We start from the raw sequence: 20879 nt of genomic DNA on the forward strand, positions 1-20879 counted from the left end.
CTAGGTTCCCCGCCCCATATGCCGCGCCGCACCGACATCCGGAAGATCATGATCGTGGGCTCCGGGCCGATCGTCATCGGCCAGGCCTGCGAGTTCGACTACTCGGGCACCCAGGCCTGCAAGGCGCTGAAGGAGGAGGGCTACGAGATCGTCCTCCTCAACTCGAACCCGGCCACGATCATGACGGACCCGGGCTTCGCCGACCGGACCTACGTCGAGCCCATCACCCCCGCCGTCGCCGAGCAGATCCTCGCCCGCGAGAAGCCGGACGTGCTCCTCCCGACCCTCGGCGGCCAGACGGCGCTCAACCTCGCCGTGGCGCTCGCGAAGAACGGGGCGCTGGCGCGGCACGGGGTCGAGCTCATCGGGGCCCAGCTCGAGGCGATCGAGAAGGCCGAGGACCGGCTCCTCTTCAAGGCCGCGATGGAGCGCGTCGGCGTCGAGCTGCCGAAGTCCGGCTACGCGACGAGCTGGGAGGAGGCGCGCGCCATCGCCGAGGACATCGGCTTCCCCATCATCATCCGCCCCTCGTTCACGATGGGCGGCGAGGGCGGCGGCGTCGCCTACAACCGCGAGGAGTTCGAGCCGCTCGCGCGGCGCGCGCTCACCCTCTCCCCGACGCACACGATCCTGTGCGAGGAGTCGATCATCGGGTGGAAGGAGTACGAGCTCGAGGTGATGCGCGACCGCAACGACAACGTCGTCATCATCTGCTCGATCGAGAACTTCGACCCGATGGGCGTCCACACCGGCGACTCGATCACCGTCGCGCCGGCGCAGACGCTCACCGACAAGGAGTACCAGCGGATGCGCGACGCGGGCATCCGCATCATCCGCGAGATCGGCGTCGAGACCGGCGGCTCCAACATCCAGTTCGGCGTGCACCCCCGCACCGGGCGGATGGTGGTCATCGAGATGAACCCGCGCGTGTCGCGCTCCTCCGCGCTCGCCTCCAAGGCGACCGGCTTCCCGATCGCCAAGATCGCGGCGAAGCTCGCGGTGGGCTACACGCTCGACGAGCTCAAGAACGACATCACCCGCTACACGCCGGCGTCCTTCGAGCCGACCATCGACTACGTGGTCACGAAGGTGCCGCGCTTCGCGTTCGAGAAGTTCAAGGGCGCGAACGACACGCTCACCACGCAGATGAAGTCGGTCGGCGAGGTGATGGCGATCGGGCGGACCTTCCAGGAGAGCCTGCAGAAGGCGATCCGCGGCCTCGAGATAGACCGCTGCGGGCTGGAGTCGCCCCTCGGCAAGCGCCCGGGCGACGCGTACGCGTCGGAGGAGCTCGAGCGGATCAAGGCGGAGGTGCGCGTGCCGCGCGACCGCCGGGTGTTCTGGGTCGCCGAGGCGCTCCGCGCCGGGCTCTCCGTCGACGACGTCCACGCGCTCACCTACATCGACCCCTGGTTCCTGCGGGAGATGGAGGAGCTCGTCCACGCCGAGGAGGCGCTCGCGAAGGGCGTCCCGCAGGGCGCGGAGCCGCTCCGCGCCGTGAAGCGGATGGGCTTCTCCGACAAGCGCATCGCGCAGCTCGCGGGGACGACCGAGAAGGCCGTGCGCGAGGCGCGCTGGCAGGCGGGCGTGCGGCCGGTCTTCAAGCGCGTCGACACCTGCGCCGCCGAGTTCGAGGCCTACACGCCGTACCTGTACTCCACCTACGAGGAGGAGTGCGAGGCGACGCCGACCGACCGCCGGAAGGTGATGATCCTCGGCGGCGGCCCGAACCGCATCGGACAGGGCATCGAGTTCGACTACTGCTGCGTGCACGCGTCGTTCGCGCTGTCCAGGGCCGGGTACGAGACCATCATGGTCAACTGCAACCCGGAGACGGTCTCGACCGACTACGACACCTCCGACCGGCTCTACTTCGAGCCGGTCACGCTCGAGGACGTGCTCGAGATCGTGCACGTCGAGAAGCCGGAGGGGCTCATCGTCCAGTACGGCGGGCAGACGCCGCTCAAGCTCGCGGTGCCGCTCCACGAGCTCGGGGTGCCGATCTTCGGGACGACGCCGGACGCCATCGATCGGGCCGAGGACCGCGAGCGCTTCGCGGCGCTCATCGAGAAGCTGGGGCTCCGCCAGCCGCAGAACGGCGTGGCGCGCAGCGCCGACGAGGCGTTCGCGGTGGCGCGGCGCATCGGCTACCCGGTGATGGTGCGCCCCTCGTACGTGCTCGGCGGGCGCGCCATGGAGGTCGTCTACGACGACAAGGACCTCGACACCTACCTCCGCGAGGCGGTGCAGGCCTCGAACGAGCGCCCGGTGCTCGTGGACCGCTTCCTCAGGGACGCGGCCGAGGTGGACGTGGACGTCGTGTCGGACGGCGAGGACGTCGTCGTGGGCGGCGTCATGGAGCACATCGAGGAGGCGGGCATCCACTCCGGCGACTCCGCCTGCGCGCTGCCGCCCTTCAGTCTGGCGCCGGAGAGGGTCGCGGAGATCGAGCAGCAGTCGATCGCGCTGGCGAAGGAGCTGGGCGTCGTCGGCCTCATGAACGTCCAGTTCGCCATCCAGGGGAACGACGTCTACGTGCTCGAGGTGAACCCGCGCGCGAGCCGCACCGTGCCTTTCGTCGGCAAGGCGACGGGCCTGCCGCTCGCCAAGGCGGGCTCGCTGTGCATGGTGGGCAAGAGCCTCGAGGAGGCCGGGGCCCTCGTCGACGGCCGGCGGGGCCACATCTCCGTGAAGGAGGCGGTGTTCCCGTTCGCGCGCTTCCCTGGCGTGGACACGATGCTCGGGCCCGAGATGCGCTCGACGGGCGAGGTGATGGGGATCGACCAGGACTTCTACCGCGCGTTCTTCAAGGCGCAGACCGCGGCCGGGAACACGCTGCCGGCCTCCGGCGCGGGCCGCCGCGCGTTCGTCTCGGTGAAGGACTCGGACAAGCCCGCCATCGCCGAGCTCGCCCGGCGGCTCGTCGCGCTGGGCTTCGAGGTGCTCGCCACCGCCGGTACGAGCGCCTACCTCGGCGCCCGCGGCGTCCCCACCACCCTGGTCCTGAAGGTGCACGAGGGGCGCCCCTCCGTGGTGGACCGCATCAAGGACGGGGACGTGCACCTCGTCTTCAACACCACGGCCGGCAAGCAGGAGATCGCGGACAGCTACTCCATCCGGCGCGAGACGCTCATGAAGGGCCTGCCGTACTTCACGACCCTGACCGGCGCCCGCGCGGCGGTGGGGGCGATGGAGGCCGCGCACGGGGGCGCACCGAGCGTGCGCTCGATCCAGGAATACCATGGTGAGGGGCGCCAGGCGTCCCGTTGACAGCAGGCCCGAGGCGCTCTACTGAAAGGTCTGGAGGCGGCCGCCCCGGGCTTCTCGGGCCGGCCGCAGTCATTTTTTCGGAAGGTGGATGATGTCCGAGCGCGTTCCCATGACGAAGGGCGGCCTCCTCCGGCTCAAGGAGGAGCTCAAGCGGCTCAAGAACGTCGAGCGCCCCAAGATCGTGAAGGAGATCGCCGAGGCGCGCTCGCACGGGGACCTCTCCGAGAACGCGGAGTACCACGCGGCCAAGGAGAAGCAGAGCCACATCGAGGGCCGCATCCTGCAGGTCGAGCACTGGATCGCGAGCGCCGAGGTGATCGACGTCTCGAAGCACGCGGGCGACCGGGTGGTCTTCGGCGCGACCGTCTCGCTGGAGGAGAGCGAGTCGGGCGACCACGTGACCTACCGGATCGTCGGCGAGCTCGAGGCCGACCTCAAGCAAGGCCGGATCTCCGTCACGAGCCCCATCGCCCGCGCCCTCATCGGGCGCGAGGAGGGGGACGCGGTCACCGTGCGCACGCCGGGCGGCCAGAAGGAGTACGAGATCCAGTCCATCTCGTTCGTCGAGGAGGAGCTGCCCGCCGAGTCCGGCGAGTAGTCGGACCGCGCTGGTAGCCTCGCCCCGTGGAGCCGAGGGGCCACCAGGGCGACGCGCCCGCCGCGGGGGAGAGCTCTCCCGGCCTCGCCGCCGCGCAGCGTGCGCTCGCGGCGCTCGTGCCGCCGCTCCGCTTCGCCGTCAAGGACGGGTTCGCGGGCGCGCCGCGGCTCAAGGGCTTCGGCGAGCTCGCCCGCGGCGCCATCGCGCGTGCGCGCGCGGCGGGCGCCCCCGACACCCCCGCGCTGCAGCGGCTGGCCATCGAGGCCGAGGCGTTCGACGCGCTCCCCGCCGACGAGCGCCGCGCCGCCCTGGCCCGGATCGCCGGCGGGCTCTCTGCGCTCATCCCCGTGCCCGAGGAGCTGCGCGAGGTCGCGCGGCTCGGGCGGACCGGCGTGGCGGCGGGCACGCGGCAGGGGCGGGGGACCTCGACCTCGGCCGGCCCCGTCGAAGCCGGTCCTTCCCAGCGAAGCTCCGCGGCGTCAGCGGCCGAGCGGAGTCGAGGTACGACCGCGACCGCGAGCCCCGCCGCAACGGGAGCTCACGAGGCCGCTCATCCCGAGCGCAGCGCCGTCCTGAGCCTGCCGAAGGACGGCGCGAGGTCGACGGACACCTGGACCGAGGCTCCACCGCCCAGGACGCCGGAGGAGCGCGCGGCTCGTCGCAAGAAGCTCGCGACGCCGCTCGCCGAGCTCCCGCGCACGCACCCGTCGACGCGCGCGCAGCTCGAGGAGCGCGGGCGCCTCACGGTGGAGCAGGGGCTGGAGTTCTTCCCGAAGGCGTACCAGGACCGCACGCAGGTGCGGCGCATCGTGGAGCTCCGCGCCGGCGACGAGGGGATCGTCCACGGGACCGTCGGTCACGTCCGCGTGCAGCGGATGCGCAACGGCCGTCCGCTCCTCAAGGTCGGCCTCTCCGATCCGTCGGGCGCGCTCGAGCTCGTCTTCTTCAACCCCCCGCCGTGGCGCGCGCGGCAGTTCGCCGCCGGAGACGCGCTGCTGTGCTCGGGGAAGGTGACGGAGGGCTTCGGCCGGCGCTTCCAGATGAGCCAGCCGGAGGTCGAGAAGCTGCAGGCCGGAGACTCGGCGAGCTTCGGCCGCATCGTCCCCATCTACGCCGGGCCCGCCGACTACCAGCATCCCGCGCTGCGCAAGCTCGTGAAGCGGCTCGTGGACGAGTACGCCCCGCTCGCGGTGGACGACCTGCCGCCGCAGGTGCGCGCGCGGCGGGGGCTGCTCTCGCGCGCCGAGGCGCTGCGCGACGCGCACTTCCCGGGCGCCGGCACCGACCTGGTGGCCGCGGCCGAGCGGGCGACGCCGGGGTTCCGGCGGCTCGTCTTCGAGGAGCTGTTCTTCCTCCAGCTCGCGCTCGCCCTGCGCCGGCGGGGGGTGCGCGCCGAGGCCGGCATCGCGTTCGACGCCTCGCCCGCCGCGATCGCCCGCGCGCTCGAGCTCCTCCCGTTCCGGCTGACCGGGGCGCAGGCCCGCGCGCTCGACGAGATCGCCCGCGACATGGCGCGGCCCGAGCCGATGAACCGGCTGCTGCAGGGGGACGTGGGCAGCGGCAAGACCGCGGTCGCCTTCGCGGCGATGATGCTCGCCGTGCGCTCCGGCCACCAGGCCGCGATCATGGTCCCGACGGAGCTGCTCGCCGAGCAGCACGCGCGCACGCTCGCAGGCTGGCTTCAGGGGACCGGCGTCGAGGTGGCGCTCGTCGCCGCCGCCGCCCGCGGCAAGGGGCAGAAGGAGACCCGCGCGCGCGTGGCGGACGGGACGGCGCGGATCGCGGTGGGGACGCACGCGCTCCTCGAGCAGGACGTGGCGTTCGAGCGGCTGGGCCTCGTGGTCGTCGACGAGCAGCACCGGTTCGGCGTGCTGCAGCGCGCGAAGCTCATCTCGAAGGGGCATCGGCCCGACGTGCTCGTCATGACCGCCACGCCGATCCCGCGCACCCTCGCCCTCGCCTTCTACGGCGATCTCGATCAGTCCAAGATCGGCGAGCTCCCCCCCGGCCGCACGCCGGTCGCGACGAAGGTGTACGGCGACTCGCAGCGCCGGGGCGCCTACGAGGTGGCTCGCCGGGAGCTCGAGGCCGGGCGGCAGGTGTACGTGGTCTACCCGCTCGTCGCCGAGTCCGAGAAGTCGGACCTCGCCGACGCGACGAGCGGGGCCGAGGAGCTGCGCCGCGTCTTCGCCGGCCACGAGGTGGGGCTCCTCCACGGCAAGCTGAAGGCCGACGAGAAGCAGGCGGTGATGGATCGCTTCCGGACCGGGGCGCTGCGCGTGCTCGTGGCGACGACGGTCATCGAGGTCGGCGTCGACGTGCCGAACGCGAGCGTGATGATCGTGGAGCACGCCGAGCGGTTCGGGCTGTCGCAGCTCCACCAGCTGCGCGGACGCGTGGGGCGCGGCGCCGCCCGCAGCCACTGCCTGCTCATCGCCCACTTCAAGCGGGTGGGCGACGAGGCGCGCGAGCGGCTACAGGCCATGGCCGAGACGCAGGACGGCTTCGAGGTGGCGCGGGTGGACCTGCGCATCCGCGGCCCCGGCGAGCTGCTGGGGACCCGCCAGTCCGGCCAGAAGCTGTTCGAGATCGCCGACCTGTACCGCGACGAGGCGATCCTCGAGGAGGCGCGGGAGGACGCGTTCGCGCTCGTCGACGCCGATCCGGAGCTCGGCCGGCCCGAGCACCGGGCGGCCGCCGAGGCGCTCGAGGGGCGGTGGGCGGGGCGGCTCTCCCTCGCGCAGGTGGGGTGAGGCGCCGCCCGGCGATTGGTACGATGGAGCGTGAGCGCCGAGCTGTCGCGCGCGGTGGCGGCGATGGGGATCCGCGATCCGGCGGTCCTCCGGGCCATCGCGGAGGTGCCGCGTGACCTGTTCGTGCCGCCGCGCCTGCGTCACCAGGCCGGCGCGGACCAGGCTCTCCCCATCGGCTTCGGCCAGACCATCTCGCAGCCGTTCGTGGTCGCGTTCATGACCGAGCGGCTGCACCTGACCGGCCTCGAGCGCGTGCTGGAGGTCGGGACGGGCTCGGGGTACCAGACCGCGATCCTCGCCCGGCTGGCGGCGGAGGTCTTCTCCATCGAGATAGTCCCGGAGCTCGCCGCGCGCGCCCGCGCGGCGCTGCTCGAGACGCTTCACCTGCGGAACGTGCGGCTGCGGACGGGCGACGGCGCCGCAGGCTGGCCCGAGGCGGCGCCGTTCGATCGCGTCCTCGTCACCGCCGCGGCGCCCGAGGTCCCGCCGGCGCTCACCGCGCAGCTCGCGCCGGGCGGGCGGATGGTGGTGCCGGTGGGCGCCGCGCCCGGGCTGCAGGTGCTGCGCGCCGTCGACAAGGGGAACGACGGCGTGGACCTCTCGACCGACCTCATCCCGGTGCGCTTCGTTCCGCTCACCGGGGCGAGCGGCTAGCGGAGCCCGCCTGGTCGAAAGTCGCGTCGCAGCAGCGCATCGGGCGGTGGTCTTCGCCCTGGTGCGTTAGACTCGCGAGCGATGATCATCTGTCCGCTGTGCGAGCACGCTCAGCCCGAGGCGGGCGAGTGCGAGATCTGCGGGTACGCCCTCGAGTCCTCCGGTGACGCGGCGCGGCCGCCGCCGCTGGAAGGGCTCGAGCGCGCCGGGTACGCCCCGGCGCCCGCGCTGCACGCCCTCCCGGTGGACGGCCTCGAGCCGACGGCGCACGCGCGGGTCGGCCCGGTCGTCGCGCCGCCGCTCGAGCTCGAGCCGACGGGCGCCGCGCCGCTCGACGTGGACGCGCCCGCGCTGGACGGGCTGGAGCGGACCGCGGCGGACCCGGTGGACGATCCGACGCCGATGTCGGCCTTCGTGGCCTGTCGCTACTGCAGGACTCCCGCGCTGCCCGGCGAGCGGATCTGCGGCCGGTGCGGGATGCGCCTGTCGCTCGCCGCGGGCGGGAGCGCAGAGCGGGAGGGAGGCGCGGGGCGAGCCTGCGGCTGCGGCGCGCTCGTCCGCGGCCGCGCGTGCCCGTCGTGCGGCGCGCGCGCCTGAGCCCGGCGACGATCGCGCGCTCGGCCGCGAGCACCGCGACGGCGCTCCGGCCGGCCGGAGCGCGATCCCGCGACCCCTTGAAATGGAGGCCTGGTCCCGGCAAATTGGCGGGTCCTCCATGAAGACGTTCCACGATCCCGAGGTGTTCGGCCGCGTCCGGCGGCTCCCCGTCCCGGTCTCCGCCGTCGTCGCCCGGCTCCGCGACGAGGCGCTCGCGCGCGGCGTGGACGTCGTGGATCTCTCGAGGGGAGGCCTGGACCGAGGCGCGTCGCCCGCCGTCGTGGAGCGGCTCCGCGAGGCGGTGGCCGACCCGCGGCTTCACGGTCACGCCGGCCCGCTCGGCCTGCCCGAGCTCCGTGCGGCGGCCGCTCGCTGGTGGAGCCGGCGGCACGGCGTCGAGGTGGACCCCGAGCGCGAGGTGCTCGTCACCCCCGGCTCGGAGGCGGGCCTCGGGCACGCGCTGCTCGCCCTCCTCTCCGAGGGCGACACGGTCCTCGTCCCCGCGCCGGCGTATCCCCTCCACGCGTACGGGGCCGTGCTGGCGGGCGCCGAGAGCATCCCGGTGCGCGCCGGGCCCGGGGTGGACTTCTTCGAATCGCTGATGGAGGCGACCGAGAAGGCGGAGAAGCGGCCGAAGGGCATCGTGGTGAGCTTCCCCGCCAACCCGACGGCGGCGGTCGCCACGCCGGAGCTGCTCGAGAAGGTCGTGAGGTTCGCGGAGGCGCGGGGCCTGTTCGTCCTGTCGGACCTCGCCCACGGCGAGCTCGTGTTCGACGGGGGGCGCGCCCCGGCGATGCTCTCCGTCCCCGGCGCGCGCGAGCGGACGCTCGAGTTCGTGTCGCTGGCGAGCAGCCATGGGATGGCGGGCTGGCGAGTCGGGTTCTGCGCCGGGAACCCCGCCCTCGTGGCCGCGGCCGCCCGCGTGACGGGTCACCTCGGCGGCGGCCCGTTCGGCGCGACTCAGCTCGCGGCGGTGACCGCGCTCGACGAAGGCGACGCCGGCGTCGCCGCGACCCGCGAGCGCACCCAGCGGCGGCGCGACGCGCTCGTCGCCGCCCTCGGCGCGGCCGGGTGGCGGATCCCGCCCCCCGCCGCCACCCCGTTCGCGTGGGCGCCCGTCCCGGAGCCGTTCCGGGCGCTCGGCTCCCTCGAGTTCGCGCGGCGGCTGGTCGACGAGGCCGGGGTCTGCGTCGCGCCCGGCGTGGGCTTCGGCCCGGCCGGCGAGGGGTTCGTCCGCATCGCGCTCGCGGCGGACGAGCCGCGCCTCCAGCTCGCCGCCGAGCGCATCCACGACTTTCTCCAGAAGGGCAGGTGACCATGACCGCTCCCGCACCCTCGGCCTGGTTCCGCTGCGCGGAAGGCTGCGACTTCCGGGCGGAGCTCGTCGACGTCGTCTACGAGTGCCCCCGCTGCGGCGGGCTGCTCGAGGTCGAGCACGACCGCGCCGCGCTCGCCGCGCGCTCCGGCGACGAGTGGAGGGCGCTGTTCGACGGCCGCTTCAAGCTCGGGGCCTGGCCGTACGGCTCAGGGGTGTGGGGCAAGAAGGAGTGGGTCTACCCCCAGCTCGCGACCGAGAACGTGGTCTCCATGTACGAGGGCGGCAGCCCGCTCCTCCGGGTGGATCGCTACGCGCGCGAGCTCGGCCTCGAGGACGTGTGGGTGAAGGAGTGTGGCGTCACGCACACCGGGTCGTTCAAGGACCTGGGCATGACGGTGCTCGTCTCCGCGGTGAAGGAGATGCGCGCGCGCGGCCGTGAGGTGCGGGCCGTCGCCTGCGCCTCCACGGGCGACACCTCCGCCGCGCTCAGCGCCTACTGCGCCGCCGCCGGCATCCCGAGCGTGGTGCTCCTGCCGCGCGGCAAGATCTCGACGGCCCAGCTCGTCCAGCCCATCTCGAACGGTGCGCTCGTCCTCGAGCTCGACACCGACTTCGACGGCTGCATGCGCGTCGTGCGGGACCTCGCGCGCACGAAGGACATCTACCTCGCGAACTCGATGAACTCCCTGCGCATCGAGGGGCAGAAGACCGCCTCCATCGAGATCGCGCAGCAGCTGGGCTGGACCACGCCGGACTGGATCGTCATCCCGGGCGGGAACCTGGGGAACGCGAGCGCCGTGGGGAAGGGCTTCCAGCTCATGAAGGAGCTGGGGCTGGTCGACCGGCTGCCACGGCTCGTGGTCGCCCAGGCGGCGCAGGCGAACCCCCTCTGGAAGGCCACCAGCGGCGCTGGGGTCAAGCCCACCACGGCGGTGACGGTCGAGCCCGTCCCGGCGCAGCGGACGCTCGCGTCGGCGATCCAGATCGGCGCGCCGGTCTCGGCCCGGCGCGCCCTGCGCGCGCTCGAGGCGCTCGACGGCGTCGTCGAGCAGGCCACCGAGCAGGAGCTCGCGGACGCCGCCGCGCGGGCAGATCGCGCCGGCCTCTTCACCTGTCCGCACACGGGCGTCGCCCTCGCGGCCCTCGAGAAGCTCGCGGCGCGCGGCGCCGTCCGCCGCGGCGAGCGGGTGGTGGTGATCTCCACCGCGCACGGGCTCAAGTTCTCGGACTTCAAGGTCGGTTACCACGACGGGACGTTGCCGGGGATCGCGTCGCCGCTGCGGAACCCGGGGGTCCGCCTGCCGGCGACCCTCGGCGCCGTCCAGGACGCGATTGCCGCCCGCTTCGGGCGGGGGTAGAAACGGCCCCGATGGAGACCGCGTCCCACCCTCAAGACCCCGCCGTGCTCCGCGTCGAGCACGACGCGCTCGCCGCACGCCTCGAGATCCGCCGCTCGGTCGACCACGTCCGCCGCGGCGCGTACGTGGGGTTCGCCGCGGTCATCGCCTTCGGCCTCGCGGTGAAGCTCGCCTGGGACCGCTGGGGTACGCCGGCGCCCGGCGTCGTCCGCAAGATCCCGACGGGCCCGCCGCTCTTCTTCTACGTCGCGGCGCTCATCGCGGTGGTCCTCGTCGTCCTCACCGTCAGGGAGCTCGTCCGCGCGCGCAGGCTGATGCGCGAGGAGGACGCCCTCTTCGCGCGGCTGGTCGCGCTCCGCGACGCCCTCGGGCTCGAACGCTGACATGCCCGCGCGACGCGATCGGCGGGGCCGCTTCATCGTCCTCGAGGGGCTCGACGGGGCGGGGACGACGACGCAGGCGCGCCTGCTCGGGGATCGCCTGCGCGCCTCCGGGCGCTCGGTGCACGTCACCGCCGAGCCCTCCGGTGGCCCAGTCGGCAGCCTCGTCCGCCAGGTGCTCTCGCGCCGCGTGGTCGGCGGGCGCGGGGAGGGCGAGCTCGACGCCGGCGCCCTCGCGCTGCTGTTCGCGGCCGACCGGCTCGACCACGTGGCGGCCGAGATCGCCCCCAAGCTGGCCGGCGGCGTCGACGTGGTGTCCGACCGCTTCACGCTGTCGTCGCTCGCCTACCAGGGGCTGACGACGGGCGACCTGCCCTGGGTCGAGGCGATCAACGGGCGGGCGGCCACGCCCGACGTGACGCTGTTCCTGCGCGCCCGCCCCTCGGTCGCGCTGAAGCGGCGGCGCGCGGCCTCCATCGATCCGGAGCTGTACGAGGTCTCCGAGTTCCAGCGCGCGGTGGCGCGCAGCTACGACCGCGGCATCGAGCGGCTCCGCGCGGCGGGACAGCGAGTCGTGGAGCTGGACGGCGAGGCGCCGGTCGAGGCGGTGTCCGCCGCGGTGTGGGCCGAGGTAGAGGCGCTCCCCTGAATCGAGCTCTCCGGCAGCGCGCCCCGTCGGCGCTGTTTGCGCGGCGAGCGACCGTCCCCTAGGTAGAGGGAATGCCCGGTCCCACGGCCATCCTCGTCGTCGTCGGCAACGAGGTGCTCTCTGCCAAGGTGCAGGACGAGAACGGCCCCTGGGCGGCGAGGCGCCTGCGCGAGCTCGGCGTCCGGCTCGACGCGATCCTGACCCTGCCGGACCGGCTGGACGACGTGATCGAGGCGGTCGATCGCGCCCGCCGGCGTGCCACCTGGGTGTTCACCTCCGGTGGCGTCGGGCCCACCCACGACGACGTGACGGTCCCTGCCGTGGCACGCGCGCTCGGGCGGCCGCTGGTGCGCTCCGGCCCGCTCTGCGAGAGCATCCGCGCGATGCACCGCCGCCACCACGACGGCGCCGAGGCGCCCGAGGCCGCGCTGCGGATGGCGGACGTGCCCGAGGGGACCCGCCTCCTCGGCGATCCGTCCTTCCCGACGCTGGCCGTCGAGAACGTGGTGATGCTCCCGGGGGTCCCCCAGTTCTTCCGCTGGCAGTTCGACCGGATCGCGCCCCTGCTCGCCGCCGCGCCGTTCCACCTCGCCTGCGTCTTCCTCGCGCTCGGCGAGGACGCGCTCGCGCCCGCCCTTTCGCGGGTCGCCGAGGCGCACCCGTGGGTCGAGATCGGCAGCTACCCGCGCTTCGACGACGCGGACCACCGCGTGAAGGTCACGATCGAGGCGAAGGACGGCGCGCGCGTCGACGCCGCGCTCGCGGCGCTGCTCGCGGCGCTGCCGGAGGGAGCGGTCGTGCGTACGGAGCCGCGGTGACCCCGCGGGAAGGGCGGAGCGCGGCCGGGGGGACCTCGGAGCCGGCTCAGGGCTCGAAGCGCTCGATCTTGCCGGCCTTCTGCAGCACCTCGAGGGCGCCGAGCGTTGCCTTCTCCTTGTCGTTGCCCTGGATCTTGACGACCAGGGGCGCGGCGCCGGGCGGGTACACCGCGACGGCCCAGCTGTCGCCGAGATCCTTGTCCACCAGGACCCGGCATTCCATGCTTCCGATGAACGCGCGTGCCATGCGGGATCGCTCCTCCGGGGTGCGCGCACGGTATATCCCGAAAGGCAGCCGATGAGAAACCCGTGCTTCGTCCTCCTGCTCGCGGCCGCGGCCTGCTCCTCGTCGGGCCCGCGGCTCCCGCGCGCCGCGACGGGGGCGCAGGTGATCGAGATCCGCGGAGCGCTGGAGGAGGGTCCGTTCCTCCTCGGCGAGGCGGACCTGGCCGCCCTGCCGCGCCGCGCCGTTCGCGGCCTCGACCCCGTCACCGGTCGTGAGGCGAGCTGGGAGGGGACGCCCCTGGCGCTGCTCATCTCCGACCGCGCCGCGCCGAAGAAGGGGACGGACACGGTGATCGTGCGCACCGCCGAGGGCACCGCCGTGCCCATCCCGCTCACCTTGATCCGTCAGCTCCGGCCGGTGCTCGCGGACCGGGCCGACGGGGCGCCCATGGCGACGCGGGTCCTCGCGTGGCCGAACCTGGAGCGGGCGGGCCTCCCCACCGATCCACGACAGGGGTCCTGGTGGGCGCGCGGTGTGCGCACGCTCGAGATCGTGTACTGGCAGGGGACGCTGGGGAACGCGCTCGCGGCCCCGGCCGGGGCACCCGACCGCGCCCGGCTCGGCTCCGACGAGTACGGATCGCGCTGCGTCGCCTGCCATCGGCTGCGCGGCGCCGGCGGCGAGCGTGGGCCGGATCTCACCCGCGTGGCCGACCGCCTTCCCCACGATCGCTTCATCGCGCTGCTGGAGCGTCATCCGCTCCGCGCGGACGGGGGGAGCGAGCCGCCCGGGTCGGAGGCGAGCGAGGATCTCTGGGTCTTCCTTCGCGCGGTCGCGGCGACGACGGACGGGCAGGGCGCCACGCCGAAGCCGGCGGCCGCGGCGGCGGGGATGCCGGACCCACCGTGAAGTACGCTAGACGGCCCAGATGAACCCGATGCGGACGCCCACCAGCTCGGCGATCTGCTTCGCGATCTGCTTCCCGTCGCGCCCCGCCACCCAGCGCGGGATCACCACGTGGAACTCTCCCCCGGTGAGCTCCGCCGCCGACGCGAAGAGCTGCCAGCGGCTCGCCACGTCCTCGAGCGTCACCGGCCCGGGCGAGAGGACGTCGAGGAACACCGGCTTGGGTGACTCGCAGAACAGCGCCGGGCGGTGATCGCGCATCGCGCCGTGGATGACCTCCGGCTGCTCCCAGCCCGGGAGGTCCGCGCGGACGCCCGCGTAGCCGGCCAGCGGAAGGGTCTCGGCCATCAGCCGGATGAACGCCTCCTTCTGGACGTCGTTCACCGCCTCGACCGTGGTGCTGGTTCCGAACGTCTCCATGGCGCTGCCAGGCGGTGAGCGGCGGCTTCCCGCGGTCCTGGCCTCCACACGAACGGTGGGCCTCGCCCGCGCACGGCGCATCCCCCGGGGTCCGGAGACACGCGCCCGCTCGCGCGCTCGCGGTGACCCGCCCATGACGGCCGCTCGACAGATCCACGGCTGCACATGCCTGCCACCCGAGCTGCCGATGTCGACGCGATCGCCTGGACCCGCTCGCTCCCCTTCTTCGCCGTTCACGCCGTCGCCCTGGCGACGCCCTTCCTCGCGCCCGTCGAGGGGCGATGGGTCGCCCTCGCGATCGGTCTGTACCTGACGAGGATGTTCGGCATCACCGCCGGGTACCACCGCTACTTCTCCCACCGGGCCTTCCGCACGTCGCGCGGCTTCCAGCTCGTCCTCGCGGTGCTCGGCGCCTCGTCCGCACAGAAGGGGCCGCTCTGGTGGGCCGCCCACCACCGCGACCACCACCGGCACTCGGATCGCCCCCCCGACATCCACTCGCCGCTCGAGCGGGGCTTCTGGTGGAGCCACGTGGGCTGGATCCTCGCGCGCCGCCACGACGCGACCAAGCTCGAGCGCGTGAAGGACCTCGCCAGGTACCCCGAGCTTCGCTGGCTCGACCGGTGGCACCTCGCTGCGCCGCTCGCGCTGGCGGGCGTCCTGCTCCTCGCGGGCGGCGTGCCCGCGCTGCTGTGGGGCTTCTTCGTCTCCACGGTGCTGCTGTGGCACGGCACCTTCGCCATCAACTCGCTGGCGCACGTGTTCGGCCGCAGGCGCTACGAGACGGGGGAGGGGTCCCGCAACGGCCTCCCCCTCGCGCTGCTGACGCTCGGCGAGGGCTGGCACAACAACCACCACTTCTACCCGTCGAGCGCGAACCAGGGGTTCTTCTGGTGGGAGGTGGACGTGACCTACTACGTGCTGCGCGGGCTGTCGGTGCTGCGCGTCGTGCGCGATCTGCGCACGCCGCCCGACCGAGTCCGGTACGCCCATCGCGCGGCCGCGGAGCCGGCGGCCCGCTCCGTGGTCCTGCAGGACGCGGGCTAGGAGACGCCCGGTTCACCCACGGGGGTGGGGCGCGATCGTGACCTCGCCACGGCGCCGCCTCGCGCTTAGAGTGGCGGCGCACCGGAGGCGCACATGGAACGGCTGTCACTGGACGTGAACGGTTGCTTCGACCCCGCCGCGGGCGGCCTCGCGGTCCCGGCGCTCGACGCGCTGGCGCCCGCCGCGCGCGCGGCGTTCGAGGGGTTCGAGGCGCGGCGCCGCTCGGGAGAGCTCGGCTTCGCGGACCTCCCCGCCGATGGGGCCGCCGCGGACGCGAGCGTCGCGCTCGCGCGTGAGCTGGCGGAGCGGTTCGAGAACCTGGTCGTCCTGGGGATCGGCGGCAGCTCCCTCGGTGGCCGCGCCATCGTGTCCGCGCTCGCGCACCCGTACCACAACCTGCTGCCGCGCGATCGTCGCGGCGCCCTGCGCGTGTTCTTCCCGGACAACTCGGACCCGGCCACCTTCGAGGCGCTGCTCGGGACCCTCGACCTCGAGGAGACCTGCTGGGCGACGATCACCAAGTCCGGCGGGACCGCGGAGACCATGGCGCAGCACCTCGCGCTGCGCGAGCGCTGCATCGCCCGCTTCGGCGAGGACGGCTACCGGGAGCGTTGCGTCCTCGTGACCGATCCGTCCAAGGGCGCGCTGCGCGCCATCGCGGACGCCGAGCGGCTCCGCGCGCTGTCGGTCCCTCCCAGCGTGGGGGGGCGCTTCAGCGCGCTCACCGCGGTCGGCCTGCTGCCCGCGGCCGCCGCCGGCGCGGACGTCACCGCCCTCCTCGCGGGCGCGGCCGCGATGGAGTCCCGCTGCCGATCCGCTTCCCTGCGGGAGAACCCGGCGCTCCTCTACGCCGCGGTGCTGCACCTCATGGATCGCGAGAAGGGCCGCCACGTCCACGTGCTCATGCCGTACGCGGACGGGCTGCGCGACACCGGCGACTGGTTCGTCCAGCTCTGGGCGGAGTCGCTCGGGAAGCGCCCCGACGTCGGCCCGACGCCGTTCCGCGCGGTGGGCGCCACCGATCAGCACTCGTCGGCCCAGCTGATGATGGAGGGCCCGCACGACAAGGTCGTCACCTTCGTGCGCGTGGTGCAGCCGCGCGCCGACGTCTCCATGACGGTCCCGGACGTCTACCGGGGGCACGCGGAGATCGCCTACCTGGACGGCCACACGATGGGCGAGCTCATCGAGGCGGAGCGGCGCGCCACGGAGGCCGCCCTCCGCAAGGCGGGCCGCCCGACGATCTCCGTCCAGCTCCCGCGCCTCGACGCCCGGGCGATGGGCGAGCTGCTCATGCTCCTCGAGCTCGCGACCGCGTACGCGGGCGGCCTCTACGGGGTGAACGCGTTCGATCAGCCGGGGGTGGAGGCCGGAAAGCGCTACGCCCAGGGGCTCCTCGGCAGGCCGGGCTACGAGAAGGCGCGCGACGAGCTGCTCGCGCGGGCGAGCCCGGCGCCGGAGCTCGTCCTGGCGTAGCTCGGCTAGAGGTAGACGGACCGCCGGCCCGCGAGGTCCTCGTCGAGCATCGCCTGGAGCGTCCCGCGGACGCGCTCGGCGAGGGCGTTCACCGCCGCGGCGTCCTCCGCCCCGGCCGCGCCGGCGCTCCCAGGATCGATCGGGTCGCCGAAGCGGAGCGACCAGCGCGACGGGAGCGGCAGGAGCGCGGCAGAGCCGAGGTGGAGCGAGCTCCCGGGGAGCCCGCCGAGGCCGAGCGTTCCGGCGAGCCAGCCCGGCCGCGAGATGCCGGGCGAGGCCTCCTCGCTCCCGACGATCGCGCACGGGACGATGGGCGCCCGGGCCCGGAGCGCGATCTTCACGAACCCGCCGCGCCCGAACCGCTCGATCCGATAGCGCTCTGCCCACGGCTTTCGCGCCACGGCGCTCCCCTCCGGGAAGACGCCGAGGAGCCCGCCCTCCCGCAGGATCCGCTCGGCGGGCTCCGGCGCCGCCCGCACCGCGCCGAGCCGGATCGCGAGCGGCCCGAACACGGGCAGCTCGGCCTCACGGTCGTCGATGAGCGGCCGGAGGTCGCGCCGGGCGGGGTGATCGCGGTGGAGCGCATGGCGGAGGACGAGCGCGTCCCACGGCACCACCCCCGCGTGGTTCGCGACGACGATCGCGGGGCCGCACTCCGGGATCCGCTCGATCCCGCGGACCTCGGCGCGCCACCACGTGGCGTACAGGAGCTCGAGCAGCGGCAGGGCCCGTTCGTGGAAGCGCGGGTCGAGGCCGTAGCGGTCGAGCCGCTCGGGTGGCTCGAGGAGCCGCGCCAGATCGACGGCCGTGCCCAGCGCGTGCTTCACCTTCGGCAGCAGCCGGGCCAGGGTCTCGCGCAGCTCGCCACCGGCGGAGGCGATCCCGGCCATCGCCGCGAGCTCGGCGAGCCGGTGCTCGAGCCCGGCGAGGGTACTCTCCATCCGGTGCTCGAGCTCGCCCAGCCTCTCGCCGGCGGTCGTCCGTCGACCGTCCACCGCTGACGCGGCGGGGCGCGGGGTCGGGGTCGGGGTCGGGGTCGGGGTCGGGGTCGGGGTCGGGGTCGGGGTCGGGGTCGGGGTCGGGGTCGGATGCGCTCCGCGCATCACGGAGGGTGCGGGCTCTCGCGGCGCCGCGCCTCGGGCGAACGGGTCGTTCCCGAGCACCGGCTTCGCCGGGCGGGCGGCGGCGCGGGCGCGTGGCTCGCCCGCGCGCGCGGGCGTGCGCTTCCCGGTTCCGCCCTTCCTCCGGCTCTTCTCCGCCACGCCGACCCCTATAGACGTGCGCCCGGCAGGCGTCAAACGGGCGGACGGGGTTCCGGCGGCGCGGCGGTCCGCCCCCTGTGATACGACAGCGCCGTGCCGCGCATCCAGGTCCTGCCCCCCGGGCTCGTGAACCAGATCGCCGCGGGCGAGGTGGTCGAGCGCCCCGCCTCCGTCGTGAAGGAGCTCGTCGAGAACGCGCTCGACGCGGGCGCCACGTCCGTGTCGATCGACGTGGAGGAGGGCGGGCTCGCGCTCGTGCGGGTCGCGGACGACGGCTGCGGGATGAGCGCCGACGACGCCCAGCTCGCCCTGGAGCGCCACGCGACGTCGAAGCTGCGCGACGCCGAGGGGCTCGCGGCCATCGCCACAATGGGCTTCCGGGGGGAGGCGCTCCCCGCGATCGCCTCGGTGGCGCGCTTCCGGCTCGACACGGCGCCGGCCGAGGACGGGGCGGGCACGCGGGTGGAGGTCGAGGGCGGCGGGCGGCCGTCGTCCGGGCCCGTGGCGCGCCCGCGCGGTACGACCATCGAGGTCCGCGACCTGTTCTTCAACACGCCGGCCAGGCGCAAGTTCATGCGCGCCGCGGCGACGGAGTCGGGGCACGTGACGGAGGCGGTCGTCCGGCTCGCGCTCGCGCGGCCCGACGTGGGGTTCACGCTGCGGTCCGCGGGGCGCCTCGTCCTCGGTTCGCGGGCCGGCGCCGCGGCCGCAGACCGCGCGGCGCAGGCGCTCGGGCGCGACGCGCACCGGCACCTCGTCCCGGTCGACGCCGGGCGCGGGAACGTCCGCGTGCGCGGCCTCGTCTGCTCTCCCGATCATTCGGAGGCGACGGGGCGTGCCCTCTACCTGTTCGTGAACGGCCGCTACGTTCGGGACCGCGGGGCCGCGCACGCGGTGCTCCGCGCGTTCGCCGGGACGCTCCCGCCCGGACGGCACCCGGCGGGCGTGCTGTTCGTGGAGCTGCCGCTCGATCGGGTGGACGTGAACGTCCACCCGCAGAAGCTGGAGGTGCGCTTCGCCGAGGCCCGCGAGGTGTACGACGCGCTCTTCCACGCGATCGCGGGGACGCTCCGCACGGCGCCCTGGCTGGCGCACGGCCGCGCCGGGGGGAGTGCCCCGCCGGGTCCGGTCGCCCTGACGCCGCCGGGCGGCGCGGGGAGCGACGAGACCGCCGCAGTGCTCGCCTGGGCGCGCGAGGCCCACGCCCCCGAGGGCAGCGGCGCGCTCGTTCCGCCTCCGTCGCCCGTGCCCGGCGCGAGCGGCACGTTCGCGTTCGCGATCCCGGACGAGGCGGGGCTGGCGCGGCCCGCCGGGTACTTCGCCTCCCTGCGCTACGTCGGGCAGCACGCGCGCACGTATCTGCTGTGCGAGGCGCAGGGAGGGACGCTCGTCGTGATCGACCAGCACGCGAGCCATGAGCGGCTGCTGTTCCAGCGCCTGCGCGAGGTTTTCCGTACGCGCAAGCTCCCCGTGCAGCCGTTCCTCCTCCCGCAGGTCGTGACCCTGCCGCCGGCCGTGGCGCGCGCGCTGGAGGGCGGCCTGCCGGAGCTCGCCCGCCTCGGGTTCGACGTGGAGCCGTTCGGCGGCGACAGCTTCGCCGTGAAGGGCGCGCCCGCGGCGCTCGCCGGAGTGGATCTCGAGGCGCTGCTGCTCGACCTGTCAGCTCAGCTCGAGCTGGTGGGCAGCGGCACGGCGGTCGACGAGGCGCTGCACGATCTGCTCGCCACGATGGCCTGTCACGCGGCGGTGCGGGCGAACCAGGAGGTCGCGCCAGAGGAGGCCCGCGCGCTGCTCGACGGCCTCGACGCGATCGACTTCAAGGCGCGCTGCCCGCACGGCCGCCCCGTCGTCTTCGAGCTGCCGCTGGCGGAGCTCGAGCGGCGGGTAGGGCGTCGATGAAAGCTCGTCGCGGCGTCGATCGTCCGCCGCAAGAAAGGTAGCTCTCGGCGCGGTCTCGAGTTGCACGAGCGAAGAGGCGAGCGACCGCGCCGAGAGCTCCCAGACGGGAAAGCGCTGTCTCGCGGTATGGGGGGGTTACCGAGAGCAGCGTGACTTCCTGATCGATTGACTCTTCAATCGACGTGCCGTCCGGGTTGCGGATCGGACGGGAACGAATTCAGGGGGTTGAGAAGCGACGGCGTAGGCCAGGCGCTGCTCGGATTTCAGCTCTGAAAGGTGTGGTTGCAGGTTTGAAGGGATGGGCAGACCCTTCTGGGGAGACTGTAAAAGCAACACCGGGAGGATGGCAAAGTTCACGTCACCGCTTGCCTGGCCGGCTCTCCGCGCTCGCCGGATTCCGCCCAGATCCTGAATGTTCTTCCAATTCCCCGGGCGAGCGCGGATCGGCACCGCCGATGCAGTCCCGATCCGTCGTGCAGGGCGCCATCACCAGCCGGGACGTGCTCCTCCACTCCGTGACGATCGTCCGGCTCTTCGGACCTGCCTTCTACGTCCGCTGTCTGCGGGCGATGCTGAGCGGTCGCCCCTGCACGTTCCTCGAGGTGCTGGCGGAGCGCCGTTGAGCCCGCCCGCGCGCTGAACACTCGACGCGGCGTCGGCCGTTTGGCACAGTCCGGCGCGTGTCGAGGGACCCTCGCTACAGCAAATACCGTACGGCGCTCTGGCTGCTGTACTTCGGCGTCATCGCGCTCGCCCTCGCGGTCGTGGTGACGAGCGTCGTGCGTAACCTGCGTGGACCGCACCGCCCCCCGGCGACGGGTGCGCTCCCGACCCGCGCCGCCCTCCGCGTCTGCGTGACCGAGCTCGAGGCGCTCCACGCCGAGCAGAACGAGCGGGCCTGGCGGCTCGCCGACGACATCGGCGAGAAGGACGCGGTCCAGCGCTGGCAGGTGTGGGCGCGCGAGTGGGAGCAGCGCGTGGACGATCTGGCCGACCGCTGCAGGCTGGACGCAGCGGATCCGGACCCGCAGGGCTTCGGTGGCCGCGCGGAGCTCGCCCGCGCGAGGGAGGCGGTGCTGGAGCTCCACCGGGCGTACGGCGCGCAGGTGAACCGCTTCGCGCAGGAGGAGGCGAACCTCGCCCATCGCGCGGCGGCCTCGCTGCGCGAGGCGCGCGAGGCGCTCGCCCGTCCACCGGAGCGGCGTTGATCCCCACGGCGGCTCCGCCCCCCGCTCGTGGGCTCGATCC

Annotated in this window: 19 protein-coding genes; 16 read left to right on the top strand and 3 right to left on the bottom strand. The window is 74.1% G+C overall.

Annotation, left to right across the window (positions count from 1 at the left end; all coding sequences use genetic code 11):
• Positions 1-18 precede the first annotated feature (18 nt).
• The 10 genes from carB to ANAE109_RS10615 all read left to right on the top strand — a co-directional run bounded on the left by carB (position 19) and on the right by ANAE109_RS10615 (position 12395).
• Positions 19-3270, top strand: a complete 3252-nt coding sequence (gene carB / locus ANAE109_RS10570; protein ID WP_012096854.1) for a carbamoyl-phosphate synthase large subunit — start codon at positions 19-21, stop codon at positions 3268-3270.
• Positions 3271-3361: 91 nt separating this feature from the next.
• The gene (gene greA, locus ANAE109_RS10575) at positions 3362-3868 is read left to right on the top strand and encodes a transcription elongation factor GreA (protein ID WP_012096855.1); all 507 of its coding nucleotides are present in this window, start codon (positions 3362-3364) and stop codon (positions 3866-3868) included.
• 26 nt (positions 3869-3894) lie between these two features.
• Positions 3895-6621 (top strand): ATP-dependent DNA helicase RecG, encoded by a 2727-nt coding sequence (recG, locus tag ANAE109_RS10580; protein ID WP_012096856.1) that lies wholly within the window; start codon positions 3895-3897, stop codon positions 6619-6621.
• Positions 6622-6636: 15 nt separating this feature from the next.
• Positions 6637-7275: a protein-L-isoaspartate(D-aspartate) O-methyltransferase gene (locus ANAE109_RS10585; protein ID WP_012096857.1), complete on the top strand. Its 639-nt coding sequence runs from the start codon at positions 6637-6639 to the stop codon at positions 7273-7275.
• An 81-nt stretch (positions 7276-7356) separates the two neighbouring features.
• The gene (locus ANAE109_RS10590; RefSeq protein WP_012096858.1) at positions 7357-7872 is read left to right on the top strand and encodes a hypothetical protein; all 516 of its coding nucleotides are present in this window, start codon (positions 7357-7359) and stop codon (positions 7870-7872) included.
• A gap of 118 nt (positions 7873-7990) precedes the next feature.
• Positions 7991-9187, top strand: coding sequence for an aminotransferase class I/II-fold pyridoxal phosphate-dependent enzyme (locus ANAE109_RS10595; protein ID WP_012096859.1), 1197 nt, complete (start codon positions 7991-7993; stop codon positions 9185-9187).
• Between the two features lie 2 nt (positions 9188-9189).
• Positions 9190-10548, top strand: coding sequence for a threonine synthase (thrC, locus tag ANAE109_RS10600; protein ID WP_012096860.1), 1359 nt, complete (start codon positions 9190-9192; stop codon positions 10546-10548).
• 11 nt (positions 10549-10559) lie between these two features.
• On the top strand, positions 10560-10931 hold the full coding sequence (locus ANAE109_RS10605; RefSeq protein ID WP_012096861.1) for a hypothetical protein: 372 nt from the start codon (positions 10560-10562) through the stop codon (positions 10929-10931).
• A gap of 1 nt (position 10932) precedes the next feature.
• The gene (tmk, locus tag ANAE109_RS10610; RefSeq protein WP_012096862.1) at positions 10933-11577 is read left to right on the top strand and encodes a dTMP kinase; all 645 of its coding nucleotides are present in this window, start codon (positions 10933-10935) and stop codon (positions 11575-11577) included.
• Positions 11578-11648: 71 nt separating this feature from the next.
• Positions 11649-12395, top strand: coding sequence for a molybdopterin-binding protein (locus ANAE109_RS10615; RefSeq protein WP_012096863.1), 747 nt, complete (start codon positions 11649-11651; stop codon positions 12393-12395).
• A gap of 46 nt (positions 12396-12441) precedes the next feature.
• Here ANAE109_RS10615 and ANAE109_RS10620 read toward each other — a convergent pair whose 3' ends face one another.
• Positions 12442-12618 carry a hypothetical protein gene (locus tag ANAE109_RS10620; protein WP_234945281.1) on the bottom strand — a complete coding sequence of 59 codons (177 nt, stop codon included), beginning with the start codon at positions 12616-12618 and terminating at the stop codon, positions 12442-12444.
• Between the two features lie 75 nt (positions 12619-12693).
• Between ANAE109_RS10620 and ANAE109_RS10625 the strand changes: the two genes are divergently transcribed.
• Complete coding sequence (locus ANAE109_RS10625; RefSeq protein WP_012096865.1) at positions 12694-13530, top strand: hypothetical protein; 837 nt, start codon at positions 12694-12696, stop codon at positions 13528-13530.
• Positions 13531-13536: 6 nt separating this feature from the next.
• On the opposite strand, the gene ANAE109_RS10630 is transcribed toward ANAE109_RS10625, so the two are convergent.
• Complete coding sequence (locus tag ANAE109_RS10630; protein WP_041448270.1) at positions 13537-13947, bottom strand: hypothetical protein; 411 nt, start codon at positions 13945-13947, stop codon at positions 13537-13539.
• A 165-nt stretch (positions 13948-14112) separates the two neighbouring features.
• On the opposite strand from ANAE109_RS10630, the gene ANAE109_RS10635 reads away from it, so the two are divergent.
• Together ANAE109_RS10635 and ANAE109_RS10640 are read left to right on the top strand one after the other, a co-directional pair.
• Entirely contained in the window at positions 14113-14994 is an 882-nt protein-coding gene (locus ANAE109_RS10635; RefSeq protein ID WP_012096867.1) for an acyl-CoA desaturase, read from the top strand.
• A gap of 93 nt (positions 14995-15087) precedes the next feature.
• Positions 15088-16470, top strand: a complete 1383-nt coding sequence (locus ANAE109_RS10640; protein ID WP_012096868.1) for a hypothetical protein — start codon at positions 15088-15090, stop codon at positions 16468-16470.
• Positions 16471-16475: 5 nt separating this feature from the next.
• On the opposite strand, the gene ANAE109_RS10645 is transcribed toward ANAE109_RS10640, so the two are convergent.
• Entirely contained in the window at positions 16476-17732 is a 1257-nt protein-coding gene (locus tag ANAE109_RS10645) for a lysophospholipid acyltransferase family protein (protein WP_234945282.1), read from the bottom strand.
• 93 nt (positions 17733-17825) lie between these two features.
• Here ANAE109_RS10645 and mutL point away from each other — a divergent pair, with 93 nt between their 5' ends.
• The 3 genes from mutL to ANAE109_RS10655 all read left to right on the top strand — a co-directional run bounded on the left by mutL (position 17826) and on the right by ANAE109_RS10655 (position 20839).
• Positions 17826-19631 carry a DNA mismatch repair endonuclease MutL gene (gene mutL / locus ANAE109_RS10650; RefSeq protein WP_012096870.1) on the top strand — a complete coding sequence of 602 codons (1806 nt, stop codon included), beginning with the start codon at positions 17826-17828 and terminating at the stop codon, positions 19629-19631.
• Positions 19632-20086: 455 nt separating this feature from the next.
• Positions 20087-20254 carry a hypothetical protein gene (locus tag ANAE109_RS25290; protein ID WP_158305885.1) on the top strand — a complete coding sequence of 56 codons (168 nt, stop codon included), beginning with the start codon at positions 20087-20089 and terminating at the stop codon, positions 20252-20254.
• Positions 20255-20311: 57 nt separating this feature from the next.
• Entirely contained in the window at positions 20312-20839 is a 528-nt protein-coding gene (locus ANAE109_RS10655; protein WP_012096872.1) for a hypothetical protein, read from the top strand.
• Positions 20840-20879: the final 40 nt, after the last annotated feature.

It is taken from the genome of Anaeromyxobacter sp. Fw109-5 (genome assembly GCF_000017505.1).
In the GTDB taxonomy this organism is placed as follows: domain Bacteria; phylum Myxococcota; class Myxococcia; order Myxococcales; family Anaeromyxobacteraceae; genus Anaeromyxobacter.

Excerpts from the sequence above, each read along its gene's own strand:
- ANAE109_RS10595 (WP_012096859.1), top strand. The coding sequence starts at position 7,991 with ATGAAGACGTTCCACGATCCCGAGGTGTTCGGCCGCGTCCGGCGGCTC.
- ANAE109_RS10605 (WP_012096861.1), top strand. The coding sequence starts at position 10,560 with ATGGAGACCGCGTCCCACCCTCAAGACCCCGCCGTGCTCCGCGTCGAG.
- ANAE109_RS10630 (WP_041448270.1), bottom strand. The coding sequence starts at position 13,947 with ATGGAGACGTTCGGAACCAGCACCACGGTCGAGGCGGTGAACGACGTC.
- greA (WP_012096855.1), top strand. The coding sequence starts at position 3,362 with ATGTCCGAGCGCGTTCCCATGACGAAGGGCGGCCTCCTCCGGCTCAAG.
- ANAE109_RS10640 (WP_012096868.1), top strand. The coding sequence starts at position 15,088 with ATGGAACGGCTGTCACTGGACGTGAACGGTTGCTTCGACCCCGCCGCG.
- ANAE109_RS10625 (WP_012096865.1), top strand. The coding sequence starts at position 12,694 with ATGAGAAACCCGTGCTTCGTCCTCCTGCTCGCGGCCGCGGCCTGCTCC.
- carB (WP_012096854.1), top strand. The coding sequence starts at position 19 with ATGCCGCGCCGCACCGACATCCGGAAGATCATGATCGTGGGCTCCGGG.
- ANAE109_RS10620 (WP_234945281.1), bottom strand. The coding sequence starts at position 12,618 with ATGGAATGCCGGGTCCTGGTGGACAAGGATCTCGGCGACAGCTGGGCC.
- ANAE109_RS10615 (WP_012096863.1), top strand. The coding sequence starts at position 11,649 with ATGCCCGGTCCCACGGCCATCCTCGTCGTCGTCGGCAACGAGGTGCTC.
- ANAE109_RS10590 (WP_012096858.1), top strand. The coding sequence starts at position 7,357 with ATGATCATCTGTCCGCTGTGCGAGCACGCTCAGCCCGAGGCGGGCGAG.
- tmk (WP_012096862.1), top strand. The coding sequence starts at position 10,933 with ATGCCCGCGCGACGCGATCGGCGGGGCCGCTTCATCGTCCTCGAGGGG.
- ANAE109_RS25290 (WP_158305885.1), top strand. The coding sequence starts at position 20,087 with ATGCAGTCCCGATCCGTCGTGCAGGGCGCCATCACCAGCCGGGACGTG.
- thrC (WP_012096860.1), top strand. The coding sequence starts at position 9,190 with ATGACCGCTCCCGCACCCTCGGCCTGGTTCCGCTGCGCGGAAGGCTGC.
- ANAE109_RS10635 (WP_012096867.1), top strand. The coding sequence starts at position 14,113 with ATGCCTGCCACCCGAGCTGCCGATGTCGACGCGATCGCCTGGACCCGC.